Below are 20,485 nucleotides of genomic sequence, written 5' to 3' on the forward strand. Positions count from 1 at the left end.
AGACCTGGGATGGAAGGCATGGGCGCAGGCATGGGAAGGCCGCCGTGCGTGGCATCACGCAAGCCGCGCGAGCCCCAGCGCCAATCCCAATCCGATCAGGATCACGCCGATCACGCCGTCCACGATGCGTTGCCGTGCCAGCAGCGAACGTCGCAACGCGCCTGACGCAAACACTGCGGCCACCAAGGCAAACCACACCGCGTGCGCAGCCGACATGAACACGCCGTAGCCGAACTGCGCGAGCAGCGGCGTGCTCGCGTGAACAACCTGCGTGTACGTGCTGACCACGAAGAGCGTTGTTTTTGGATTGAGCGCATTGGTGAGAAAGCCCATGCGCAGCGCTGCGAGGGTCGAAAGCGTCGGGGTGCCGACGCTGTCACTGGCAGTCTCTCCGCTGGGCAACGGCTTGGCCGACAGCGTCTTCCAGCCAATCCACACCAGGTACGCCGCGCCCACCAGCTTGATGCCGTGCAGAAGCGTTGGCGCGTGCGCAATCAGCAGCCCCACGCCGAACATCGTATAGAACACGTGCACCTGCACGCCGAGCGCAATGCCCAGCGCGCACAGCACGCCGGCGCGCCGCCCATGCAGCAGGCTGTTGCGCGTGACCATGGCAAAGTCCGCGCCCGGGCTGATGACGGCCAGGATGGTGATGACGGCAACAGCAAGGAGTTCGGTCATGTCCGGCGCAATCGCAAAGTGGAGGTGCGCCGATTCTCGAGGCATCCGTCATCGCTGAAAATCGATTTATGATGCCGTTTTTCGGTGAGAAAAACTGACAGATGGCACTGCCTCCACTGAATACGCTGCGTGTGTTTGAAGCTGCGGCACGGCACGGCAGCTTCGTGCGGGCGGCGCAGGAGCTGCACGTGACACATGGTGCAGTTAGCCGCCAGATACGGCAGTTGGAAGCGTCGTTAGGCGTGGACTTGTTCGAGCGTCGCAATCGGGCGGTCTTCCTGACATCGGCGGGCGAACAACTGCATGCCGCTGCCACCGATGCGTTTGGAATTCTCACCGATAGCATCGACCGGATTGCCCGTCGGGCAACGTCATCGGCGCTGGTGGTGTCATGCGAACCGACGCTGGCGATGCGATGGTTGATCCCGAGGCTGTCGCGCTTTCAGGCCCGGCATCCGGCCATCCAGGTGCATCTGTTCGCGGCGGGCGGCCCGATCGATTTCGCACGCAGCGGTGTGGACGTCGCCTTGCGCCGTGACGACTTTGCATGGCCCGCGCACGTGCATGCAGCACCCATTTGCGACGAGTGGATCGGCCCGGTGCACGCGCCGCAAGCGGATCCCGCCGCGCGCCGACGGCTGCTGCACACCGCCACTCGCCCCGACGCATGGCAGGCGTGGTGGCGTGCCAGCAGCACGGCCCGACCGCGCGGCCGGTTGCCCGAGGCGCGCTATGAACATTTCTATTTGAGTTTGCAGGCGGCCCTGGCCGGGCAGGGCACGGCCATCGCGTCAAAGCTCATGGCCGGCGACGATTTGAAAGATGGACGGCTGATCGCGTCAGAAGGGTTCCGGCGCGACGGCTCTGGCTACTACTTGCTGGCCGATGCACCTATCGCTTCCGACAGCCCGGCCGGCGCTTGGCTGGCCTGGCTGCGTGAAGAGACGGCCGCCACGCTGGCGGATTAACGCAAACCGGCGTTACGCCGCCGCGTGCCCGCCGCCCAGAATGCGGCGAATGGTGGCCAGATAGGCTTCTCCCACGGCCCGGTTGAGCGGTCGCGCACGGGGTGCTGCGCGTTTGCGCGGCGGCGTCAGGCCCAGCGTGCGGCAGACTTCCGACGCATAGGGCCGCCCACGCACATCCATGCGCAACACGACTTCGTTCAGCGCCTGTTCACCCAGACGCTCGCGCAGCCAGAGCACCGTCTGGCGGTCGTACTCGTTTTCGATGCGGATCAGGTCGTCCATGGCAGTGCTGTATAAATTTACAGTTACTGTAAATATATACAGGTATCCACAGATTTCAAGGACGATGTTGCGGCCGCGCCGCACTAGCGTGACGGGCGGCTCAGTGGATGCTGTAAACGCCCAGTGTCAGACCGTCATGCCGCCATCGACGACGATGCATTCGCCGTTGGTGTAGCTCGCCGCATCCGACACGAGATAAAGCACCGTGCCCGCCATCTCGCGCGGTTCGGCGTGGCGGCGCAGCGGGATTTCGCTGATCCAGCGGTCGTATGTGGCCTTGTCTTCAAAGAGGGCGCCTGCGAACCTGGTCTTGGTCAGGCCCGGCAGCAGCGCGTTCACGCGAATGCCGAAGGGCCCGCATTCCTTGGCGAACGCGCGCGTCATGTGGGCCACGGCGGCCTTGGTGATGGAATAGATGCCCTGCTTGTCGCCCGGGTGCAGCGCGTTGACCGATGCGGTGTTGACGATCGCGCCGCCGCCCTGGGCCTTCATCATCTTGCCGGCTTCGACCGACATGAAGAAGTAGCCGCGGATGTTCACTTCCACCGTCTTCTCGTAGGCTGCCAGATCCGTGTCGAGGATGTGGCCGAAGTGCGGGTTGGCCGCGGCGTTGTTGATGAGAATGTCGAGCCGGCCGTGCGTGCGGCGGATGGTGTCGAACGCCGCGGCAATGTCTTCCATGCGGCCGACGTGGCAGGCGAGGGCTTCAGCTTTGCCGCCCGCGGCGCGGATGTGTTCGGCCACGATTTCGCAGTCGGCGAGCTTGCGGCTGGACACGATCACGTGTGCGCCTTGTTCTGCCAGCAGCTTGGCAATCTCTTCGCCAATGCCGCGGCTGGCGCCGGTGACCAGGGCGATCTTGCCGGTCAGGTCGAACAGGTTCGTGCTCATGGTGTGCTCCTCCAATGGTGATGTGTTGTGGGCGTCTGCGCGTAGGCGTTCAGCCGTAGGTCTGGAACGCGCGCCGCGCCGGGTCGTCCAGATGCGGGATGCCGTTGAAGGTGGCAAGCTGGAACGATTCGGCGTTGAAGAAATACTGCGAGACACTGCTGTTGCGGATCTGCAGGTTCAGCGCGATGGCGCTGGTGGGCGGTGCGGCCAGCACCTGCTGTGCGGTCACTGCAATGGGGCCGCCGGAACTGATCGCCAGCACACGCTGGCCGCCGCCAGCCTGGATGGCCGCGCGGGCATCGGCCACGCGCTGCTGGAAGGCGGCCCACGTCTCGGGCAGCGGCCCGCGGATCTTGTCGTCCGACCACAGATGCAGCACCTGCTTGAGCGCCCGGTAGTGATCGCGCATCGACCCCGAAGCCAGCTGTGTCAGCTCCGGAAAATCCTCGCCGAGGGCGGCAAACAGCCCTTGGAAGTCGTATTCATTCAGCCCGGCATGCTGCTCATACGCCGCGCCTGAAATGCCCATGCCCCGCAGGATGCCGTCGACGGTCTGCTCATGGCGCCGCAAGGTGCCGCAAATGACGCGATCAAAAACAATGTCCTGCTGCGCGAAATATTCACCAAGCCAGACGCTCTGCTGCTCGCCGCGCTCGGAGAGCCGGTCGTAATCTGCCGCGCCAAACGAGGCCTGTCCGTGCCGTACGAGATAAAGCTCCGCCATCGTCTGCTCGCCAAAATCAACAGGGGAGCCAGATTAGCGGTGCGACCATTATTTGTGAAATTTATTCTTTGAATGACCGGTAATGCATGCAATGAATAGTTGTGCGACTGCATGAGTTGCGCCGCGAGAGCAAGCTGCGGGTGACGACCGTGCGCCGCACGCAACATGGCTGCCCGTGCGCGCCGATCTTGTGTGTAATGGTTGTTTCGCCACTCGCTACAAAGGTCCTGTATGAAACCGTCTCGCCTTGCCGTTGCTGCGCTGCTGCTGTGTGTCTCAGGTCTGTCTTGTGCCGCCGATGCCAATCCCAAGGTGCTGTCCGCCGCCGAGGGCTACCGCGGCGATGCGCTGCAATTGCTGGAGCGCCTGGTGAACATCGACTCGGGCACGGGCAACGAAGCGGGGCTCAGCCAGATCGGCACCATCGTGACCGACGAACTGCGCAAGGCCGGCGCCCAGGTGGAAACGGTGTCTGCGGCGCCGGCAGTGGGCAACAACATCCTGGCGACCTGGAAGGGCACCGGTAAAACGCGCATTCTGCTGATGGCCCACATGGACACCGTCTTCAAGGACGGCACTGCCCGCGCCAAGCCGTTCACCATCAAGGACAAGCGCGCCTATGGCCCCGGCGTGATGGACGACAAGGGCGGCGTGGTGGCGGGTTTGTATGCGATGAAGATCCTGCAGCAGCTCGACTTCAAGCAATACGGGCAGGTCACGCTGCTGCTCAACACCAACGAGGAAACCGGCTCCAAGGGCACGCGCGCGTTGATCGAGCGCGAAGCCAAGCAGCATGACGTTACGCTCAATCTGGAGCCGGGCCGCCCCGCCGATGGGCTGGTCGTATGGCGCAAGGGCAGCGGCACGGCGGAGGTGGACGTGAAGGGCAAGGCGGCACACGCAGGTGTGGCGCCCGAATCGGGCCGCAACGCCGCTAACGAACTGGCGCACCAGGTGTTGCAGCTCGGCAAGCTGGGCGACAGCGCCAAGCAGACGACCTTCAACGTCACCGTACTCAAGGCTGGTGACGCGACCAACGTTATCCCGGACCACGCAACGGCTTACGCAGACGTGCGCGTGGCCGTGCCGGAAGAATTCGACCGCGTGGAGCGTGACCTGACGCGCGTGTCGGCCAACAAGCTGATCCCCGATACGGAAGTGAAGACCTCGCTGGTGCGCAGCTTCCCCCCGATGCCGCGCAATGCTGCGTCGGACCAGCTTGCCGCCCGGGCACAAGCCATCTACGGCGAGATTGGGCGCAAGCTCACACTGGAAGGCAGCGGCGGCGCGGCCGATTCCAGCCTGTCGGCCGGTGTCGGCACGCCCACGCTCGATGGCTTCGGGATCGTCGGCGGCGGCATCCACACGCCGGAGGAATACGCGGAAGTGGAGAGCGTCGTGCCGCGTCTCTACCTGCTGTCGCGCATGATCATGGAGCTTGCGGCGAACAAGTAAGCGCCGCGCCGACGGTAAGCAACAACGAACGGGTGACGGCGCCGCGCTGTCACCGGTTTTTTTTTTGACCGCGTGAGACGCTACGCAGGCACTGGTGAAAGCAGGCCAAGCCACGCCACCAGCGCCAAGATCAGCACGGCGAGGCAGGTTTCCGCCTGTAGGCTTCTATGCAGCGTTTTCACCGCACCTGTGGCATCGCCCGTGCGAATTGCAGCCGCAAGCCGCGGGCTCAATCGATAGCGATTGCCCGCCGCCAGCGCAAGCATCAGCGCAAACAGCACGAGCTTGCCGAGCAGCAACCGCCCATACGGCGTGGTGAACAGCGCATCGAACGTCGGGCCGGCAACCAGCACGTAGTTGACGACGCCCGTCGCAATCAACATCGCGACGATGCACGTGCCGATGGTCGCGAAGCCGCTGGCGGCACGGCTGAGCGTTTGCACCGTATGCGGCGTGCCGGTCCGGCGAGCCGACGACAGCACCACGAAGGCGACCAACGCACCCACCCACATGCCAGCCGCGAGCAGATGCGTCACGTCAGCGGCGAGATGCAGCACGCCGCGCAAGCCGTCGTCCATGGCGCCGTGCCCCGCCCATGCAAGCGTGGCCAGCGCGATGGCGCCCGACGCGGCCAGCCCGATCTGTCGGCGGCGCGCATTTCGGCGCCACGCGTTTGCCGCGACCACGCCCGCTGCAAGCACTGCTAGCCGCACCAGCCAGGCCGCGCCGACTGCCGTGCCGGTCAGGATCATGTCGAAAATATGGCTGGTCAGCTCGCTGTAGCGCGTCGCGCCGCTCATCGACTCGGCCATCGCCACCACGTCCCAGATCGACAGCACGATGCCAGCCAACGCCGATGCGTTGGTCATCCTGCCGTACAGCCGAGCGATGCCCGACGATGGATCGGTCGGCCCGAGCGCGTAAACGCTGAAAAGCGATACGCCAAAAAGCACCATCAAATCCAGATACAGCGCAAAGCGCAGGGTGACGGCCAGCCAATCCTCCGGCATCGCGTTACTTCACCTGGAACGTCAGGTTGCCGGCTACGCGGTGCGTGTCTGCGGCCACGACATGCCAGTCGACGCGGTAGGCCCCAGGCGCGAGCGGCTGCGTGGGCGAGACGGTCAGCGTCCGCCCGTCGGTGCTCGTGGCGACCTTGGCGGCCACATTCGTCGTCGAGCCGGAGCCTGCGTTCATGACCAGCGTGGCATCGCAGAACTGGGCAACGAGTTTTTCCGAGAAATGGAGCGCAATCTGGGCCGGTGCCGGGCCAACGGACTTGTCGGCGGGACTGGCCGAGAGCAGCTTCGGATGGGCCAGCGCCAGCGAGGCAGCGAGGGCAGCGGCAACGGCCACGCACGCGTGGGCGGTGCGTGAAGGGTTGAGCATCGGCATTGGAGACCTGCGGAGTTCGGGGCTGACGGCTAGCGTAACGCATTGTTTCGGCCCAGGGCGCCGAAGCGGGGATGCGCGCCCGCCCATGTGCGCGCTGCAGCGCAACGCCAAAGTAGATGTAAACGACCACATCCCGCAGCCCGCATTGCCGGGCCGATGTGCTATCGTCGCCGCCACGAAAAATTTACAAATTCCGGGTATGCACGACGTCGTCATCAGCGGCACGGGCCTGTGGGTCGCGCCCGAGGTCATCACCAACGAGGAACTGGTCGCCTCGTACAACGCCTACACCCAGCTCTACAACGCGCAGCACGCTGCGGCGATTGCGGCGGGCGAGCTGCCGGCGCTGGCGGAATCGTCGGCGGAGTTCATCGAGAAGGCTTCGGGTATTCGACAGCGCTACGTGATCGACAAGGCCGGCGTGCTGGACCCGATGCGCATGCGCCCGCATCTGACGCCGCGCCCGGACGATGCGCTGTCGCTGCAAGCCGAGATTGGCGTGGCCGCTGCGCGCGACGCATTGGCCGCTGCCGGACGCGACGCCGCCGACGTCGACATGCTGCTTTGCGCGACGTCCAACTTCCAGCGCCCGTATCCGGCGTTGGGCGTGGAAATTCAGAACGGCATTGGCGCGGGCGGTTACGCGTTCGACATGAACGTCGCGTGCTCGTCGGCCACGTTCGGGCTGGAGCAGGCCATCAACGCCGTGCGCAGCGGCACAGCGCGCGCCGCGCTGGTGGTGAGCCCGGAAATCACCTCCGGCCACCTCGATTGGAAAGACCGCGATTGCCACTTCATCTTTGGCGACGTGTGCACGGCCGTGCTGGTCGAGCGCGCGGAAGACACGCGCTCTGCGGACGCCTGGCGTGTGCTGGGCACCAAATGCGCGACGAGCTTTTCCAACAACATCCGCAACAACGCCGGCTACCTCTCGCGCAGCGAAGACCGCAACCCCGACGACCGCGATCAACTCTTCCGCCAGGAAGGCCGCAAGGTCTTCAAGGAAGTCTGCCCGATGGCGGCGGAGCACATTGCCGGCCATCTGCAGCAACTGGGCCACGCGCCGGCCGACGTGCGCCGCTTCTGGCTGCATCAGGCCAACCTGGCGATGAACCAGCTGATCGGCAAGCGCTTGCTTGGGCACGACGCATCGGCCGACGAGGCGCCGGTCATTCTGGATGAATTCGCCAACACGGCATCGGCGGGTTCCATCATTGCGTTCCACCGCCACCGTGCCGACCTGAAGTCGGGCGACCTCGGCATGATCTGTTCGTTTGGCGCGGGCTATTCGATCGGCAGCGTGGCGGTGCAGAAGCAGTAATCGATCTGCACCGAATCGCGGGCGACGCTCAGGTCTGACCGGGCAGCGTCGTCGCGAAAAAATCCAGCGCCCGGCGCACGGCCCGGGCATGCACCGCATCGCGATCGACGCCGGGGTTGTCGTTGCACAGCAGCGGCACATGGGGTGCGGCACCTGGCAGGCACGTGTCCACGAACGTGTAGTGCGACGCCCCCGGCACCAGCAGCAGATCGGCCTTGGGCAGCATCTTGGCGACGCGTCGTACGTTGGTGTCGACGGGCACGGTGACATCCGCGTCTCCGGCCATCAGCGAGACGGGGATGCTGATGTTGCCAAGCGACATGGCGTCCATCGCCATGCCCAGCGCGGGGCTTCATGCGGCAAAGCATAGTCGCCCCGCCGCCGTCGCGCGGTGCAGCGATTGCGCAAAATGCGCGTGCGGGAGGGGCGTCCCGCTACCGTCCGCCCGTGGCCCGCAAGGTGGAGGCGAAGGTCCGCAGCGCCTTCTTTGCGGCTGGATCGGCGAGCCGTGAATGCAGCACCACGCTGCGCGACGGAAGCGGCGGCAGGCCAAGCGCATCGCCCACATCGATGGTGCCGGTGGGTGCCACGCGTCGGCTCAAGGCCGCCACTGCAAGGCCGGCCGCCACCGCCGCGCCGATGGTAGCCACGCCACCACCGATAAACACCTCTTGCCAGGCGATGCCCGCGGCGTCCAATGCCGTCGTTGCCATCTGCCGGATGCGGCACGTTTCGGTCTGGTTGGCCAGGCGGACCGGTTCGCCCGCGCGGTGCTCAAAGTCGGGTGCGGCCATCCAGCCGAAAGGCTCTTCCATGAGGACTTCGCCGTCGGTGCGGCGGTTGTCGTGGCGCAGCACGATGGCGGCATCCAGCACGCCGCCTTCGAACATCTCCAGGACTTCCCAGGAACTGGCGATGCGGATCTCCAGTGTGAGCGTCGGTTCGGCCCGGCCCATCTGTCGCAACAGGCGCGGCAGTTCTGCGCCGACGATGTGGTGGCTCATCCCGACCGACAAGCGCCGCCGTTCCACGCCAAACGAGCCCAGCGCGCCTTCGTGCGCAGCGACCAGGTCACGCGCTGCCGCGAGAAACGCCGCGCCATCCTGCGACAGCCGCACCAGGCGCGGCGTGCGCTCCAGAAGCCGGCGGCCCAGTGCATCTTCCAGCCGCTTGATCTTCAGGCTCACCGCGGATTGCGTGGAGTCCATGGCCTCCGCCGCGCGCGTGAAGCTCTTCAGATCGGCCGTCAGCACGAAGGCCTGGACAGCCTCCAGGTCGAGCATTCTCATGTTCAATCATTTTGAAATCGAATGATTGAAATATCTTAGGATGTCTTTTTGCAATGAGCAATGTGAGGCATGCTGTGGTCACTGCAAACCAAGGAGTGGACCATGCCCCTCGTTCAAGTGTCGCTGCGGCGCGGCAAGCCTGCCGCTTATCACCAGGCCATTTTCGACGGCGTCTATCGCGCCATGCGCGAAACATTCAACGTGCCGGAAGACGACCGCTTCATGACGCTGACCGAGCACGACGCGAGCACCTTCAGCGTCAGCCCGACCTACTTCGGCATCGCGCGCAGCGACGACGTGGTGATCATCCAGATCACCGCCAACAACACGCGCAACCGTGAGCAGAAGCAGGCGCTCTATCGCCGCATCGTCGAGCTGCTGGGCGACAAGCCCGGCGTGCGGCCCGAAGACGTATTCATCAACCTCGTAGAAGTGCTGCCCGAGAACTGGTCGTTCGGCCACGGCATCGCGCAGTACGCAGTGGACCCGCGCTGAGAGGGGAGGGCGCCGCATGCTGCTCGCTCACTACGTCCACCATCTGCCTGCCGATTACGACATGGCGCGACTGCATGCGCGGGCAAGTCAACGCGGCCCGTTGTGGGATGACGCGCCTGCCTTGTTCTTCAAGGCTTTCCTGCTGCGCGAACGTGGAAAGGTGGGCGCGACGGCCAATCAGTATGCGTCGCTGTACCTGTGGCAGCAGGATGCGGCCTTCCGCGATTTCCTCGTCAACGGCCGCTACCACGTGGTGACGGAAAGCTTCGGCCGCGCCGCCATTCGCACACACGTTGCACTCGACGCGCGCAAAGGCCCCGCCCATGCGGCGCGCTTTGCGTACGTTGAAGAGGAAGACATCGCCCCCGATGTGGAACTCACCGGTGTCTTTCGCCAAGCCATCGAACGCAACCGTGCAGCGGCGGAGCAGGCGGGAACGGTGGCCGCGGTGATTGGCGTCGATACGGCGGCGTGGCGCTTGACGCGCGTGCGCTTGTCGGAGGCGCCGCCCGCTGACGATGAGATCGCGGCCTGCCACCAGTTGCTGCACCTCGCGCAGCCGTTGCTGGAGACCTTGCCATGACCACGCGTCAGATCCTGTTCGCCTATGTGGGCGGCTTGCTCTGGGGAATGCTGCTCATCGTCGGCGCGGCGGTCACGTTGGCGGCCGTCGCGCGCGACGTGTTGCCGAGGCTCAGTCCTTGAGCGAATTGCCCAGCATGTCGAGCAGGAACTGCGTGCCGCGCTCGCGCGATCCGGAATCGTCGTAGCCATCCAGGAAGGCGCCTTGCTCGGTCATGACGAGGTGCGTGCCGCCGGAGCCGTCCTTGGGCTCGCGCAATTCCAGCGTGGCGAGCGAGGCGGAGATCTTGCGATCGTCCAGGTGCATCACATACGAATAGACGACGCGTTCGTTCGGGATGACGTCGTGATACAGCGCCTCGAAGCTGGAGACGACACCGCTGTCCCACCGGCCCTTGACGACTTCGCGGCCGCCGGGCGTGGCATCCATTTCACGCACGAGCAGCGTGTAGCCGTTGCCGCCGGCAAACCACTTGGCCTTGGCGGCCGGGTCGGTCAGTGCCTTGAACACGCGCGAGCGCGGTGCGTCGTAGGTGCGTTCCACCGTAAAGGTGGCATGCACCACGGAGCGCTGGATGCCATCGGCCACCGGCACGCTTGCGGCTTCGCGTTCCAGCTTGTCGAGCGTCTGCTTCCAGCCCTCGGATGCGCCCTTGATCATCATCTCGGCAATCGGTGCGAGCGGCGTGTGGGTCTGCGTGACTTCCATGCGCGTGCCGCCGCCGGTTTCCTCGGCAAATGTGACGACGGTGTGGGCGTTCATCAGCGGGCGGTTGTCGCCGTCCACCACGTTCATGTCGATGACGAGCCGCGCGTTGGGCACGATCTCGAGAAAGTGGCCGCGCGACCAGTGGTCTTGCCCCTCGGGCGAGCGCATGCAGACGTCAAACTTGCCGCCCACGCGAAACTCGACTGTTGCGTCCGGCACCGTGAAGTGCGTCGGGCAGAACCAGCGCTTGATGTGGTCGGCGGTGCTCCAGGCCTTGAAGACCCAGTCGCGCGAAACGGGGAAGGTGCGTGAGATCACGAGGGGGCGCAGGGTCGTGCCGGCGGGGCTGTCAATGGTCGTCGTCATGCAAGTCTCCTTGGGTTTTGAGCGTTTCCAGATAGGCGCCCAGGCGGTCGAAGTGCTGTTCCCACTCCAGGCGTCGTTGGTTGATCCACTGCTCGGCGAGGCTCAGCGCCTCGGGTTCGATACGGCAAGTCCGCACGCGGCCCACCTTTTCCGATCGCACGAGACCGGAGTTCTCCAGCACCGACAGGTGCTGCATCACCGCGGGCAGCGAGATGTCGAGGGGTTGCGCAAGTTCGCTCACCGACGCCGGCCCGCGCACGAGCTGCACCAGCATCGCGCGCCGGTTGCCGTCGGCCAGGGCCTGGAAGGCGAGATCGAGGGAAGTGTCATGGTTAAGCATGTGGTTAACTATAGCGACTCTGAATAGTTAAGCAAGTACTTTATCTTTCTGTCGTTGACACACCGATTTACTTCGCATACAAAGTAAAACACTTCGCATGCGAACTAAACCGACGTCATGGACAGCACACCGCACACCATTCCCGCCACAGACGGCTATCGCCTCGGCGCCATGCTCTGGACGGCTGCCGGCGCGCCGCAGGGCGTGGTGGTCATGCACCCGGCCACCGGCGTGCCCCAGCGCATCTACCAAGCCTTTGCCAAGTTCCTGGCCGAGCACGGCTTCCACACGATCACGTACGACTACCGCGGCATCGGCGCATCGCGGCCCAAGAGCCTGCGGCGGTTTACTGCCCGCATGCGCGACTGGGCGCTGCTCGACGCCGAAGGTGTGATGCGATGGGCAAGGGTGCGCTATCCGGAGTTGCCGCAACTGGCGGTGGGGCACTCGGTGGGCGGCCACGCCATCGGCCTGTGCTGCGCCGACTGGGATGTCGCGGGCGTGGTGCAGGTGGCCTGCCACACGGGCAACTCGCGCTTCATCCGCCAACGCGGCGAACGTTGGCGCGTGGAGTTGATCCTGCGCGGTGTCGGCCCCTTGATGGCGCGGTTGATGGGCTACGTGCCGGGCAAGCGCATGGGCCTGGGCGAAGACCTGCCGGGCGGCGTCGCCATCGAATGGGGCGCATGGGCCGGCATGCAGCGCTACTTTTTCGATGATCCGACGCTCGGCGCCATCGAGCGCTTCAACCGCGTCACGCATCCGGTGCTCGTCTACGGCTTTGACGATGACCCGTGGGCCACGCCCGCCGCCATCAACGCATTGACGATGCACTTCACGAACACGTGGGTCGAGCGGCGGCAGATCACGCCTGCCCAGGCCGGCGGCGCGGTGGGGCACATGGGCTTCTTTCGCGCGCAGTTCGCCACCACGCTGTGGCCGGGTCTGGTGGATTGGCTGCGCGAGCGTGCCGCTGCCACACGCAGCGAAGCGGAGGCTGCATGACAGCACCCGACCGCCGCCTTGTGTATCTGATCAGCGTTGGACAACGCCGCTTGCAGCGCTGGATTCAATCGCGCACCGGCGAGGGCGTGACCGCCGCGCAATCCGGCCTGCTGTTCTTCCTGGAAAAGAACGACGGCGCGTTGATGCGCGAAGCCGGCGCCGCGTTGGACCTCGGCCCCTCTGCCATGAGCGGCCTGGTCGATCGCTCAGTCGACGCCGGCCTCATCGAGCGACGCGCCGATGCCAAGGATGGCCGCGCCTGGCAACTCTGGATCACCCCCGCAGGCCGCGACGCCTTGGCCGAAACACGCACCGGCCTGGCTGAGCTGAACGCGCGGCTGACCGACGGTTTTACCGACGCCGAGATCGACGTCGTCGCACGCTGGCTGGCCAGCCTGCAAACCAAGTTCCCCAACGGAGACGAGCAATGAGTGAACACATCCAGAGCCACAACGCCGACGGCGTGCTGACGCTCACCCTGGCGCGCGCCGACAAGAAGAACGCCATGACCGACGCGATGTACGGCGCACTGGCCGATGCGCTGGACGCCGCCGAGCGCGACAACACCGTGCGCGTGGTGCTGCTGCGCGCCGAAGGCGACATGTTCTCCGCCGGCAACGACATCACCGAATTCGCATCGATTGCCATGACCGGCGGCAAGGGCAACAAGGGTGACGCCGAGCGCAACGTCGTCCGCTTCCTGCATGCGCTGGCCAGTGCCACGCGCCCGCTGGTGGCGGCAGTGCAGGGCCGCGCGGTCGGTATCGGCACGACCATGCTGCTCCATTGCGACTTCGTGCTGTTGGCGGACAACGCGCAGCTGTCCACGCCGTTCGTCAATCTGGCGCTGGTGCCCGAAGCCGCATCGAGCCTGCTGATGCCGGGGCGCCTGGGCCACGTGCGCGCGTTCGAGATGTTCGCGCTGGGCGATGCGGTGAGCGCCGAATCGGCACTCGCGTGGGGTTTGGCGAATCGGGTGGTGCCGCTGTACCAGCTCGGCACGGAGGCGCAGGCCATTGCGGCGCGGTTGGCGCGCCAGCCGCTGGGCGCCCTGACCGAAACCAAGCGCCTGATGCGCGATGCTGAACTGCTCAAGCAACAGATGGATGCGGAGAGCGCCTGCTTTGCGCGGCGGCTGCAATCGCCAGAGGCGCATGAAGCCTTCCGGGCGTTTGCTGATCGACGGCCGCCCAATTTCAACGCCGTGGCGCACTGAGCGCGGCGGTGTCTCCTTCGGCGGCCCTGGTCCGGCCGCCTTTTTTCATTCAAACCGCCAATCGCCCTTGCGTGGCTGCCACGGAAATCGTCGCTTCCATGCCGGCGGTAAAACGCAGGTAATCGGCCTCCATGCCGTCGGAAAAGATCACGCCGTTCTCCGGCATGCGCGAGCGCAGCTTGAGCGGTTGGTCTGCATCCACACGGCCAAACACGAGCGTGGCCTGCGATGCGCGGCTCGGAAACGGCTCGCGCACAGCGAACGTTAGTTGCGGGGTGTCCCACGGTTCGGGTTCGTAGCGGAAGCCATCGCCGCCGGCATGCATGGCGCGTGCGACGCCCATCGAGCCGGTCACGATGCTCTTCAGCCACGCCGTCGAACCGAGCCCCGTGGCGACGATAATGCCCGACGACGATTGCGCTTCACGCCGCTCACCCAGTTCGATTTCATACAGCGCAGACGCATGCGTGCGCGGCCCGATGAACAGGTCGTTGACGGCGCGCAGCACCTGCCCGTCAGACAGCCGTGCTTCGGCCATCGTCACCGCTTTGATGGGGCGCCTGTCGCGCGCCACGTCGGCCAGCACGGTGCCGAGATTTTTCGGCTCGAAGGGCAACAGCACGCCGTCCCAGCGGCCGGGCTCCGGGTTCAGGCCAATCAGCGGCTGGCCATCGAGATACTTCATCGAGTTGGCGACCAGCCCGTCTTGCCCGAGCGCCACGACGATATCGTCCGGCGCAAAGATGAAGTTGGGCAGGTAGCCGCGATCCACCACCTGATAGCGGCCCCAGGCTTCCAACGCGCGCACGGTGATGTCGAGGCTGCGCGCGTAGGCGGCGTTCTCGGCCAGGTAGTCGGAAAAATCGGCGCCCAGGTGTTCGAGGTAGAACTTCGCCTGCGCCAGCGTGTGGTGGCGCGCCACCAGCTCTTCAAGCCGGGTGCGGCGCGTCACCAGTACGACCTTGCGGCCTTCGGTGCTCATGACGCGACCCGTGCGGTGGCGTTGGAGGCGGTGGCGTTCATCAGCCCTTGCAGCAGGTCCGGCGACACGTTCAATTGGCCGATGCGTTCTGCACGTTCGGCAATGCCGCCAAAGGCCTGCGCGATGAGCTGGCCAGGCTGCATGCCGGCTGCAGCCAGCGCGTTGACGATGCGCGGGTCTGCCTTTTCCAGCGCCTGCATGACGGCGGCCACGCGGTAGGCCTCGGCTTCTGCCAGCGTGCGGCTGTTTTCGGCCTGCCCGGCCACGAAGGCCTTGCGCTGGCCTTCGAGTTCCACATCGGCGGCCATCTGTTCGTTGCGCAGGGCATTTTCCTTGCGCATCAGTGTGGCCTTGGCTTCCATCTGCGTCTCGCGGATCTGGCGCTTCTTCTGCTCAACCGCAATGTCGGTGTCCAGCTCGTTCTGGCGAATGGCGCGTTCGTTTTCCACGGCCGACATGCGACGCAAGTAGACGGCGTCATCCGCGGCCTTGAGGTTGGATTCGCGAGCTTCGGCTTCCAGCGCGCGGGCGATGTCCGGGGTCGGCTTGACCGCCATGACCGACACGCCCAGGATCTCCAACCCCAACGCGGCAATTTCAGGCTGCGCAGCCAATTCGGCTTGCGCGGTGCGCGCGATGGCCGCCGATGCGCGCAGCGCGGCCTTCAGCTCCATCGCCTGCACGGCTTGCTGCACGATCACTTCCACTTGCTGAGCCACGCGATCGCCCAGACGCTTCGGGTCTTCCGACACGTAGGTCTGGCCGTTCTTGGCGAGCGAGAAATCCATCATCGCGGCGGTGCGGCGCGGATCGCTGATGCGGTACGTCACCTGGCCCTGCACGGTCACGCTCTGGAAGTCGGCCGTCACCAGTTCAAGGATGAAAGGGCGGTCCTGACTCGCTACCGGCACCGCCACCAGCGTGGTCGTCGGGCCGTAGTAGAAGAACGACAGGCCCGAGCCTTCGCGCACTACCTTGCCGGCGCGGAACTGCATGAGATGAACGGTGGGCTGTGACTTGATGAAGCGGATGCCGAACATGATGACCTCCTGTTTTGTAAGTTGTACAGTACAACTTGTATGGGTTGGACAATACAACTTACTATGGGGGCCGTCAAGACATTTGTGATGCGCCATGGCTACCCGAACTTCTGCGAAGACCTTCCCGCTGCCGTTCACCACCGTCGATGTCGTCATCTTTACGGTGCTGGACGACGTGTTGCGCGTGCTGCTCGTGCAGCGTCCCAATACGGAAGGGGAGCCTTTTCCCGGCGCATGGGCGCTGCCGGGGGGCTTTGTCGATACGGCTGTCGATGCCACGCTGGAAGACTGCGCGCGCCGCAAGCTGCTGGAGAAAACCGGTGTGGGCAGCCCGTATCTGGAGCAGTTGGGCAGCTGGGGCGGTGCGACGCGCGACCCGCGCGGCTGGTCTGCCACGCATGTCTACTTTGCGTTGATGCCCGCGCAGGGCGTGGCGCTCGCCAAGGGCGCCAATGCGGCCGACGTGGCGTGGTTTGCTGTGGACGACGTGCTTCGCGCGCCTGAACTGGCCTTCGACCACGCGGACATCCTGCGCGCCGCCGTTGAGCGTTTGCGCAGCAAGGTCGAATACACCTCGTTGCCCGCCTTTCTGCTGGCCGAGCCGTTTTCGCTGCCGCAGTTGCAGCGCATGTACGAAATCGTGCTCGGCCGCCCGGTCGACAAAAGCGGTTTTCGCACCCGCATGCTGGCCGCCAACTTTCTGGAAGAGTCCGGCGTGGCGGAAGGGGATTCGTACCGTCCTGCCAAGGGCTACCGGCTGATTGACCGCAGCCAGCCGGTCGTTTTTCCGCGCACGTTCAGCCCGCGCGGTGGTGATTCAAACGCCTGAGCGCGCCTGGGGCTCAGGCTCTGGGGGGCGGACGTGTTGAAGCGCCTGCTAAGGCTGCTCATCGTCTTCCAGCGAAAACCGCTGTGCAGCGCGTGTGCCGTTGCGGGCCGTTTCATCGACCACGCCTCGCATGACCACCCGCTGGCCGGGCTCCGCAGCGATGGTGGGGCGCCCCTGGTTGGGCCGGCTGTCGATCCCGGCGATGGGGGCTTCCGGGTCCGGCTCAGGGCGGCTGTTGTCGAGGGACGCATTCGAGTAGATGACGTTGTCTTGCCACTGTGACGCGCTCTTCGCAGCCTCCAGGCCCTTGCCGTCGGTGTCGACGGTGTTGTCCGTCGCTTCGGCGCCTGCAGCGTCGACGGAAAGGATGCGGCGGGAGGCGCGCGCAAGCGGGTCGTTGCGCGGCGAATCGGGTGGCGGTTGCGTCAGCTTGGCGCCTTCGGGCTGGCGCGTCACGGGTTCTTCGGGCTGAGGCTGCGCTTGGTTGTGCTCGGCGTTGTGCATGATCGGGCTCCTGCGCCGCTGCATGCGGCATGAACCCCTGCAGCACCGCAACGTGCGTGCCCGGCCTCGTACCTCAGGCGCGTTTGCGGCCCGGCCGGCGCCCGGCTTCTTGCAGGAAGGCCACCGCACGCGGCTCCGTCGCATAGGCGCTGTTGATGCGCACCCACGGCGAGACCTCCAGGTTCGGGCGGAAGTAATGGCCGGGCGCCAGCGTCACGCCGTGCTTTTCTGCGGTGGCTGCCAGATCGCGCGAATCGTCCACGTGCGGCACACGCGCCCAGAGGAAGTTGCCGCCCGACGGATGGTGAAACACCTCCCAGCCGGCATCGGCCAACACATCCAGCGAGGCGATGACAGAGTCACCTGCGCGGTGGCGCAGCCGCTCCACATATTTGCGATAGGCACCGCGTTCCAGCAGCGTGCTGACCACGGCCTCGGCAAAGCGCGAACCGCCCACGCTGGTCAGCATCTTCACGTTGGTCAGGTCATGTACCAGCTCGCGCTTGGCAATCAGGTAACCCACCGGCAGCGATGCCGACACCGTCTTGGAAAACCCGCCCACGTAGATCACATGATCCAGCTGGTCCAGCGTGGCAAGCCGTGCGGTCGGATCGGCCTGCAGGTCGGCAAAGATGTCGTCTTCGAGAAACGTGAAGCCGTGGCGCCGCGCCAGTTCAAGCAGGCGGAACGCGACCGGCGGTGACACCACCGAGCCCGTGGGGTTCTGCAGCACGCTGTTGATGAAGAACAGCTTGGGACGGTGCTCGCGCAGCATTGCTTCGGTGACTTCCACGTCGGGCCCGTCGCTGCGGCGCGGAATGCCGACCAGCTTCACGCCGTGCAGCCGCAGCAGCCCAAACACGGTGTAGTAGCCAGGGTCTTCCACGAAGACCGTGTCGCCCGGTTTGAGCAGGTGCCGCATCACCAGGTCGATGGCCTGGCTCGTACCGGCGGTGATGAGCACATTGGGCTGGTCGGCCTGGATGCCGAGCTGGCGGGCACGCATCATGACCTGATGCCGCAGCGCCGTGTTGCCCAGCGGGGAGGAATAGTCGATCACCGCGTGCGTGTCGGTGCGCGACACCTGGCGGATGGCCTGCGTCAGGCCGTCGACGTCGCGCCAGTCGGCCGGCACGAACCCGCCGCCGAGCTTGAGCATGCCGTCGGGGTAGCTGAACTGCTCGAAGATGTGTTTCGACTCGGCCTCCGCGCGGCGCGGGTCGGACCAGCCGCGCCCGTCGCGCCCGGTCAGGTTGCTCTCCGCCACGTAGAAGCCGGAGCCGTGACGCGAGTCCAGCAGCCCCAGCGAGACCAGCCGGTCATACGCCTCGATCACGGGGAAGCGGCTGATGCCGTAGTCGGCCGCCAGTTGCCGGATCGACGGCAGCTTGGCGCCGGGGCGCACGTCGTTGTCGCGAATCCACGCCTGCACGCCGGCCACGATCTGGTCGGCAATCGGTACGCGGGTACTGGCATCGATGAGGAGTTTCATGGCGCGGGTCGGGTCGGTGGGGCGGAAGATGCCGAACAGTCATCTCAAACTGTTCAGCAGTGTTCGTATTGTAGTGGGACCGCGTGCAACGGAAAGCCGATCGCCCGGGCGAGGCGCCGGGGGCTCGCTTATGCATTGGGCAACCATCGAAGGGCGGTTTTATTCGTTTTGGCAAATATCACCCACGGCTAGAGTGGGCTTGTCCGTCACTCATTGCGCGCTCGTTGCGATTATTCAGTCGGAGGTTCGATGTCTGCCACCACCATTCAAACTGCGCCACGCGACCCGGCTGTGCAGGCCGTGCTCGATAGCGTTCTGTCTACACCCTCGTCAACGCTGCTGGAGCGTGCACGCAGCCACGCCAGCGCGCAGGGGTTGCGCTATGCAGGCGGCCTGACGCCGGCTGAAGCGTGGGCCTTGGTCAGCCGTGGCGATGCCGTACTCGTGGACGTACGTACCGCAGAAGAACGGAAGTTCGTGGGTCGTGTGCCGGATACCCCGCATGCGGCGTGGCAGACCGGCCCTGCCATGATCAAGAACCCACGCTTCCTGCGCGAGCTGGAGAAAGCGGCGCCCAAGAGCGCCGTGGTGCTGCTGCTGTGCCGCAGTGGCAAACGCTCTGCTGCCGCTGCGGAAGCCGCCACCGCCGCCGGATTCCAGAACGTGTTCAACGTTCTGGAAGGCTTCGAGGGCGACCTCGACGAACAGCAGCAGCGCGGCGAAGCCGGCGGCTGGCGCCGCTGGGGCCTGCCCTGGCAGCAGGACTGAGCGCCGCGGCACCGCCAACAACCAAACCAACAAAACAGGGGAGCGACGATGAGCGATCGCGTCATCGCGGGGAGGCCTGCGCCCGCGCACGACCCAGGCTGGCAATTGGACCGCATCGTCAGCGAGCTGCGTGCGGCCCGGGCCGATTGGCGCGCCCGCAACGGCCGTACCGAAGTCACGGGCCGCGAGTTGCCCTCGCGCGAGGCGGTGCGGCAGATTCTCGAGGCGCTGCGTGGGGCACTGTTCCCGATGCGGCTCGGCCCCACGGACCTGCGTGAAGAAAGCGAAGACTTCTACGTCGGCCATACGCTCGACGCGGCACTCAATGCGCTCGTCGCACAGGTGCGGCTGGAGCTGCGTCACACGGTGCGCCAGGCGCGTGCCGTGGATCGCGATCCCGATGCCGAGGCGGTGCAACTCGTGCGCGACTTCGCGTCGGCACTGCCCACGCTGCGTCGCCTGCTCGACACCGACGTGCTGGCTGCCTACCACGGTGATCCGGCAGCGCGCAGCGTCGACGAGGTGCTGCTGTGCTACCCCGGCATCCTCGCCGTCATCCATCACCGGATTGCCCATCACCTGTACCGCGCAGGCTTGCCGCTGCTCGCGCGCATGGTGGCCGAGACTGCGCATGCCGACACCGGCATCGACATCCACCCTGGCGCGCAGATCGGCAGCGGCTTCTTCATCGACCACGGTACGGGCGTGGTGATTGGTGAGACCGCCGTGATTGGCGAGCGCGTTCGTATCTACCAGGCGGTGACGCTGGGGGCCAAGCGCTTTTCCGCCGATGCCGATGGCCACCTCGAGAAGGGCGCCCCACGCCACCCGGTGGTGGAAGACGACGTCGTCATCTACGCCGGCGCGACCATCCTCGGCCGGATCACCATCGGGCGCGGTTCCTCCATTGGCGGCAACGTGTGGCTCACGCGCAGCGTGCCGCCCGGCAGCAGCGTCACCCAGGCAAACGTGCAGAGCGGCATTCAGGACGGCGTTCAGGACGCCGTTCGGGAGGGCGTTCGGGACCCTCGGCCGCACACGCACAGCGACAGCGAGGCACACCCCGCCCGCCGATCCGTCTGACACGCCTTTCGCACCGGTTTTATCCACCGCACCCGCCAGAGAAACGGGGGCATTTTTTCAAATGAAGT

The 20,485-nt window shown here is 65.6% G+C and carries 26 protein-coding genes; 12 read left to right on the forward strand and 14 right to left on the reverse strand.

Annotation, left to right across the window (positions count from 1 at the left end; genetic code table 11):
• Positions 1-54: 54 nt before the first annotated feature.
• On the reverse strand, positions 55-681 hold the full coding sequence (locus tag N511_RS0114260) for a LysE family translocator (protein ID WP_027679928.1): 627 nt from the start codon (positions 679-681) through the stop codon (positions 55-57).
• Between the two features lie 101 nt (positions 682-782).
• Here N511_RS0114260 and N511_RS0114265 point away from each other — a divergent pair, with 101 nt between their 5' ends.
• Positions 783-1,649, forward strand: a complete 867-nt coding sequence (locus tag N511_RS0114265) for a LysR family transcriptional regulator (RefSeq protein ID WP_027679929.1) — start codon at positions 783-785, stop codon at positions 1,647-1,649.
• A 12-nt stretch (positions 1,650-1,661) separates the two neighbouring features.
• Here the strand turns inward: N511_RS0114265 and N511_RS0114270 are convergent, their stop codons facing one another.
• The 3 genes from N511_RS0114270 to N511_RS0114280 form a co-directional block, all read right to left on the reverse strand.
• On the reverse strand, positions 1,662-1,931 hold the full coding sequence (locus N511_RS0114270) for a hypothetical protein (protein ID WP_027679930.1): 270 nt from the start codon (positions 1,929-1,931) through the stop codon (positions 1,662-1,664).
• Between the two features lie 126 nt (positions 1,932-2,057).
• Positions 2,058-2,822: an SDR family oxidoreductase gene (locus N511_RS0114275; protein ID WP_027679931.1), complete on the reverse strand. Its 765-nt coding sequence runs from the start codon at positions 2,820-2,822 to the stop codon at positions 2,058-2,060.
• A 49-nt stretch (positions 2,823-2,871) separates the two neighbouring features.
• Complete coding sequence (locus N511_RS0114280) at positions 2,872-3,546, reverse strand: histidine phosphatase family protein (RefSeq protein ID WP_027679932.1); 675 nt, start codon at positions 3,544-3,546, stop codon at positions 2,872-2,874.
• Between the two features lie 231 nt (positions 3,547-3,777).
• On the opposite strand from N511_RS0114280, the gene N511_RS0114285 reads away from it, so the two are divergent.
• Positions 3,778-5,001 (forward strand): M20/M25/M40 family metallo-hydrolase, encoded by a 1,224-nt coding sequence (locus N511_RS0114285; RefSeq protein WP_027679933.1) that lies wholly within the window; start codon positions 3,778-3,780, stop codon positions 4,999-5,001.
• 80 nt (positions 5,002-5,081) lie between these two features.
• Here N511_RS0114285 and copD read toward each other — a convergent pair whose 3' ends face one another.
• Positions 5,082-6,011, reverse strand: coding sequence for a copper homeostasis membrane protein CopD (gene copD / locus N511_RS0114290; RefSeq protein WP_027679934.1), 930 nt, complete (start codon positions 6,009-6,011; stop codon positions 5,082-5,084).
• Positions 6,012-6,015: 4 nt separating this feature from the next.
• Positions 6,016-6,396, reverse strand: a complete 381-nt coding sequence (gene copC / locus N511_RS0114295; RefSeq protein ID WP_442965436.1) for a copper homeostasis periplasmic binding protein CopC — start codon at positions 6,394-6,396, stop codon at positions 6,016-6,018.
• Between the two features lie 199 nt (positions 6,397-6,595).
• On the opposite strand from copC, the gene N511_RS0114300 reads away from it, so the two are divergent.
• The gene (locus N511_RS0114300) at positions 6,596-7,717 is read left to right on the forward strand and encodes a beta-ketoacyl-ACP synthase III (protein ID WP_027679936.1); all 1,122 of its coding nucleotides are present in this window, start codon (positions 6,596-6,598) and stop codon (positions 7,715-7,717) included.
• 28 nt (positions 7,718-7,745) lie between these two features.
• Here N511_RS0114300 and N511_RS24270 read toward each other — a convergent pair whose 3' ends face one another.
• Positions 7,746-8,054 carry a hypothetical protein gene (locus N511_RS24270; protein WP_027679937.1) on the reverse strand — a complete coding sequence of 103 codons (309 nt, stop codon included), beginning with the start codon at positions 8,052-8,054 and terminating at the stop codon, positions 7,746-7,748.
• A gap of 97 nt (positions 8,055-8,151) precedes the next feature.
• Complete coding sequence (locus N511_RS0114310; protein WP_027679938.1) at positions 8,152-9,006, reverse strand: LysR family transcriptional regulator; 855 nt, start codon at positions 9,004-9,006, stop codon at positions 8,152-8,154.
• A 102-nt stretch (positions 9,007-9,108) separates the two neighbouring features.
• On the opposite strand from N511_RS0114310, the gene N511_RS0114315 reads away from it, so the two are divergent.
• Genes N511_RS0114315 through N511_RS25605 form a run of 3 tightly spaced genes read left to right on the forward strand, consistent with a single transcriptional unit; the run spans position 9,109 to position 10,206 of the window.
• Positions 9,109-9,501: a tautomerase family protein gene (locus tag N511_RS0114315; RefSeq protein WP_027679939.1), complete on the forward strand. Its 393-nt coding sequence runs from the start codon at positions 9,109-9,111 to the stop codon at positions 9,499-9,501.
• Positions 9,502-9,517: 16 nt separating this feature from the next.
• Complete coding sequence (locus N511_RS0114320) at positions 9,518-10,084, forward strand: DUF4865 family protein (RefSeq protein WP_027679940.1); 567 nt, start codon at positions 9,518-9,520, stop codon at positions 10,082-10,084.
• Positions 10,081-10,206, forward strand: coding sequence for a hypothetical protein (locus N511_RS25605; protein ID WP_269321395.1), 126 nt, complete (start codon positions 10,081-10,083; stop codon positions 10,204-10,206). The genes N511_RS0114320 and N511_RS25605 overlap by 4 nt, the downstream gene beginning before the upstream one ends.
• Here N511_RS25605 and N511_RS0114330 read toward each other — a convergent pair.
• Both N511_RS0114330 and N511_RS0114335 read right to left on the reverse strand, forming a co-directional pair.
• The gene (locus tag N511_RS0114330; RefSeq protein WP_027679941.1) at positions 10,196-11,158 is read right to left on the reverse strand and encodes an SRPBCC family protein; all 963 of its coding nucleotides are present in this window, start codon (positions 11,156-11,158) and stop codon (positions 10,196-10,198) included. The two genes, N511_RS25605 and N511_RS0114330, sit on opposite strands and share 11 nt — an antisense overlap.
• The gene (locus tag N511_RS0114335; RefSeq protein WP_027679942.1) at positions 11,142-11,498 is read right to left on the reverse strand and encodes an ArsR/SmtB family transcription factor; all 357 of its coding nucleotides are present in this window, start codon (positions 11,496-11,498) and stop codon (positions 11,142-11,144) included. The genes N511_RS0114330 and N511_RS0114335 overlap by 17 nt, the downstream gene beginning before the upstream one ends.
• A 117-nt stretch (positions 11,499-11,615) precedes the next feature.
• Between N511_RS0114335 and N511_RS0114340 the strand changes: the two genes are divergently transcribed.
• Genes N511_RS0114340 through N511_RS0114350 form a run of 3 tightly spaced genes read left to right on the forward strand, consistent with a single transcriptional unit; the run spans position 11,616 to position 13,719 of the window.
• The gene (locus N511_RS0114340) at positions 11,616-12,503 is read left to right on the forward strand and encodes an alpha/beta hydrolase family protein (protein WP_027679943.1); all 888 of its coding nucleotides are present in this window, start codon (positions 11,616-11,618) and stop codon (positions 12,501-12,503) included.
• Positions 12,500-12,934 carry a MarR family winged helix-turn-helix transcriptional regulator gene (locus N511_RS0114345; protein WP_027679944.1) on the forward strand — a complete coding sequence of 145 codons (435 nt, stop codon included), beginning with the start codon at positions 12,500-12,502 and terminating at the stop codon, positions 12,932-12,934. The genes N511_RS0114340 and N511_RS0114345 overlap by 4 nt, the downstream gene beginning before the upstream one ends.
• Complete coding sequence (locus tag N511_RS0114350; RefSeq protein ID WP_027679945.1) at positions 12,931-13,719, forward strand: enoyl-CoA hydratase; 789 nt, start codon at positions 12,931-12,933, stop codon at positions 13,717-13,719. Before N511_RS0114345 ends, N511_RS0114350 begins: the two co-directional genes overlap by 4 nt.
• Positions 13,720-13,768: 49 nt before the next feature.
• Here the strand turns inward: N511_RS0114350 and N511_RS0114355 are convergent, their stop codons facing one another.
• Positions 13,769-14,701, reverse strand: a complete 933-nt coding sequence (locus N511_RS0114355; protein ID WP_027679946.1) for a sugar kinase — start codon at positions 14,699-14,701, stop codon at positions 13,769-13,771.
• Complete coding sequence (locus N511_RS0114360; RefSeq protein ID WP_027679947.1) at positions 14,698-15,741, reverse strand: SPFH domain-containing protein; 1,044 nt, start codon at positions 15,739-15,741, stop codon at positions 14,698-14,700. Before N511_RS0114360 ends, N511_RS0114355 begins: the two co-directional genes overlap by 4 nt.
• A 94-nt stretch (positions 15,742-15,835) precedes the next feature.
• On the opposite strand from N511_RS0114360, the gene N511_RS0114365 reads away from it, so the two are divergent.
• Positions 15,836-16,570, forward strand: coding sequence for an NUDIX hydrolase (locus N511_RS0114365; RefSeq protein ID WP_027679948.1), 735 nt, complete (start codon positions 15,836-15,838; stop codon positions 16,568-16,570).
• A gap of 48 nt (positions 16,571-16,618) precedes the next feature.
• Here the strand turns inward: N511_RS0114365 and N511_RS0114370 are convergent, their stop codons facing one another.
• On the reverse strand, positions 16,619-17,074 hold the full coding sequence (locus N511_RS0114370) for a DUF3005 domain-containing protein (protein ID WP_027679949.1): 456 nt from the start codon (positions 17,072-17,074) through the stop codon (positions 16,619-16,621).
• A 73-nt stretch (positions 17,075-17,147) separates the two neighbouring features.
• Positions 17,148-18,566: an aminotransferase-like domain-containing protein gene (locus N511_RS0114375; protein ID WP_027679950.1), complete on the reverse strand. Its 1,419-nt coding sequence runs from the start codon at positions 18,564-18,566 to the stop codon at positions 17,148-17,150.
• Positions 18,567-18,815: 249 nt separating this feature from the next.
• Here N511_RS0114375 and N511_RS0114380 point away from each other — a divergent pair, with 249 nt between their 5' ends.
• Positions 18,816-19,334 carry a rhodanese-like domain-containing protein gene (locus N511_RS0114380; RefSeq protein ID WP_027679951.1) on the forward strand — a complete coding sequence of 173 codons (519 nt, stop codon included), beginning with the start codon at positions 18,816-18,818 and terminating at the stop codon, positions 19,332-19,334.
• Between the two features lie 48 nt (positions 19,335-19,382).
• Positions 19,383-20,417 carry a serine O-acetyltransferase EpsC gene (gene epsC / locus N511_RS24275; protein WP_051530933.1) on the forward strand — a complete coding sequence of 345 codons (1,035 nt, stop codon included), beginning with the start codon at positions 19,383-19,385 and terminating at the stop codon, positions 20,415-20,417.
• Positions 20,418-20,485 lie beyond the last annotated feature (68 nt).

This window comes from Ralstonia sp. UNC404CL21Col (assembly GCF_000620465.1).
Taxonomy (GTDB): domain Bacteria; phylum Pseudomonadota; class Gammaproteobacteria; order Burkholderiales; family Burkholderiaceae; genus Ralstonia; species Ralstonia flatus.

What these genes read in the sequence shown, in the direction of transcription:
- N511_RS0114360 (WP_027679947.1), bottom strand. Translation starts at nt 15,741, where the DNA reads ATGTTCGGCATCCGCTTCATCAAGTCACAGCCCACCGTTCATCTCATG.
- N511_RS0114300 (WP_027679936.1), top strand. Translation starts at nt 6,596, where the DNA reads ATGCACGACGTCGTCATCAGCGGCACGGGCCTGTGGGTCGCGCCCGAG.
- copC (WP_442965436.1), bottom strand. Translation starts at nt 6,396, where the DNA reads ATGCCGATGCTCAACCCTTCACGCACCGCCCACGCGTGCGTGGCCGTT.
- N511_RS0114275 (WP_027679931.1), bottom strand. Translation starts at nt 2,822, where the DNA reads ATGAGCACGAACCTGTTCGACCTGACCGGCAAGATCGCCCTGGTCACC.
- N511_RS0114375 (WP_027679950.1), bottom strand. Translation starts at nt 18,566, where the DNA reads ATGAAACTCCTCATCGATGCCAGTACCCGCGTACCGATTGCCGACCAG.
- N511_RS0114345 (WP_027679944.1), top strand. Translation starts at nt 12,500, where the DNA reads ATGACAGCACCCGACCGCCGCCTTGTGTATCTGATCAGCGTTGGACAA.
- N511_RS0114280 (WP_027679932.1), bottom strand. Translation starts at nt 3,546, where the DNA reads ATGGCGGAGCTTTATCTCGTACGGCACGGACAGGCCTCGTTTGGCGCG.
- N511_RS0114370 (WP_027679949.1), bottom strand. Translation starts at nt 17,074, where the DNA reads ATGCACAACGCCGAGCACAACCAAGCGCAGCCTCAGCCCGAAGAACCC.
- N511_RS24270 (WP_027679937.1), bottom strand. Translation starts at nt 8,054, where the DNA reads ATGGCGATGGACGCCATGTCGCTTGGCAACATCAGCATCCCCGTCTCG.
- N511_RS0114320 (WP_027679940.1), top strand. Translation starts at nt 9,518, where the DNA reads ATGCTGCTCGCTCACTACGTCCACCATCTGCCTGCCGATTACGACATG.
- N511_RS0114365 (WP_027679948.1), top strand. Translation starts at nt 15,836, where the DNA reads ATGGCTACCCGAACTTCTGCGAAGACCTTCCCGCTGCCGTTCACCACC.
- N511_RS0114355 (WP_027679946.1), bottom strand. Translation starts at nt 14,701, where the DNA reads ATGAGCACCGAAGGCCGCAAGGTCGTACTGGTGACGCGCCGCACCCGG.
- epsC (WP_051530933.1), top strand. Translation starts at nt 19,383, where the DNA reads ATGAGCGATCGCGTCATCGCGGGGAGGCCTGCGCCCGCGCACGACCCA.
- N511_RS0114350 (WP_027679945.1), top strand. Translation starts at nt 12,931, where the DNA reads ATGAGTGAACACATCCAGAGCCACAACGCCGACGGCGTGCTGACGCTC.
- N511_RS0114265 (WP_027679929.1), top strand. Translation starts at nt 783, where the DNA reads ATGGCACTGCCTCCACTGAATACGCTGCGTGTGTTTGAAGCTGCGGCA.
- N511_RS0114340 (WP_027679943.1), top strand. Translation starts at nt 11,616, where the DNA reads ATGGACAGCACACCGCACACCATTCCCGCCACAGACGGCTATCGCCTC.
- N511_RS0114310 (WP_027679938.1), bottom strand. Translation starts at nt 9,006, where the DNA reads ATGAGAATGCTCGACCTGGAGGCTGTCCAGGCCTTCGTGCTGACGGCC.
- N511_RS0114335 (WP_027679942.1), bottom strand. Translation starts at nt 11,498, where the DNA reads ATGCTTAACCATGACACTTCCCTCGATCTCGCCTTCCAGGCCCTGGCC.
- N511_RS0114380 (WP_027679951.1), top strand. Translation starts at nt 18,816, where the DNA reads ATGTCTGCCACCACCATTCAAACTGCGCCACGCGACCCGGCTGTGCAG.
- N511_RS0114285 (WP_027679933.1), top strand. Translation starts at nt 3,778, where the DNA reads ATGAAACCGTCTCGCCTTGCCGTTGCTGCGCTGCTGCTGTGTGTCTCA.
- N511_RS25605 (WP_269321395.1), top strand. Translation starts at nt 10,081, where the DNA reads ATGACCACGCGTCAGATCCTGTTCGCCTATGTGGGCGGCTTGCTCTGG.
- N511_RS0114315 (WP_027679939.1), top strand. Translation starts at nt 9,109, where the DNA reads ATGCCCCTCGTTCAAGTGTCGCTGCGGCGCGGCAAGCCTGCCGCTTAT.
- copD (WP_027679934.1), bottom strand. Translation starts at nt 6,011, where the DNA reads ATGCCGGAGGATTGGCTGGCCGTCACCCTGCGCTTTGCGCTGTATCTG.
- N511_RS0114330 (WP_027679941.1), bottom strand. Translation starts at nt 11,158, where the DNA reads ATGACGACGACCATTGACAGCCCCGCCGGCACGACCCTGCGCCCCCTC.
- N511_RS0114260 (WP_027679928.1), bottom strand. Translation starts at nt 681, where the DNA reads ATGACCGAACTCCTTGCTGTTGCCGTCATCACCATCCTGGCCGTCATC.
- N511_RS0114270 (WP_027679930.1), bottom strand. Translation starts at nt 1,931, where the DNA reads ATGGACGACCTGATCCGCATCGAAAACGAGTACGACCGCCAGACGGTG.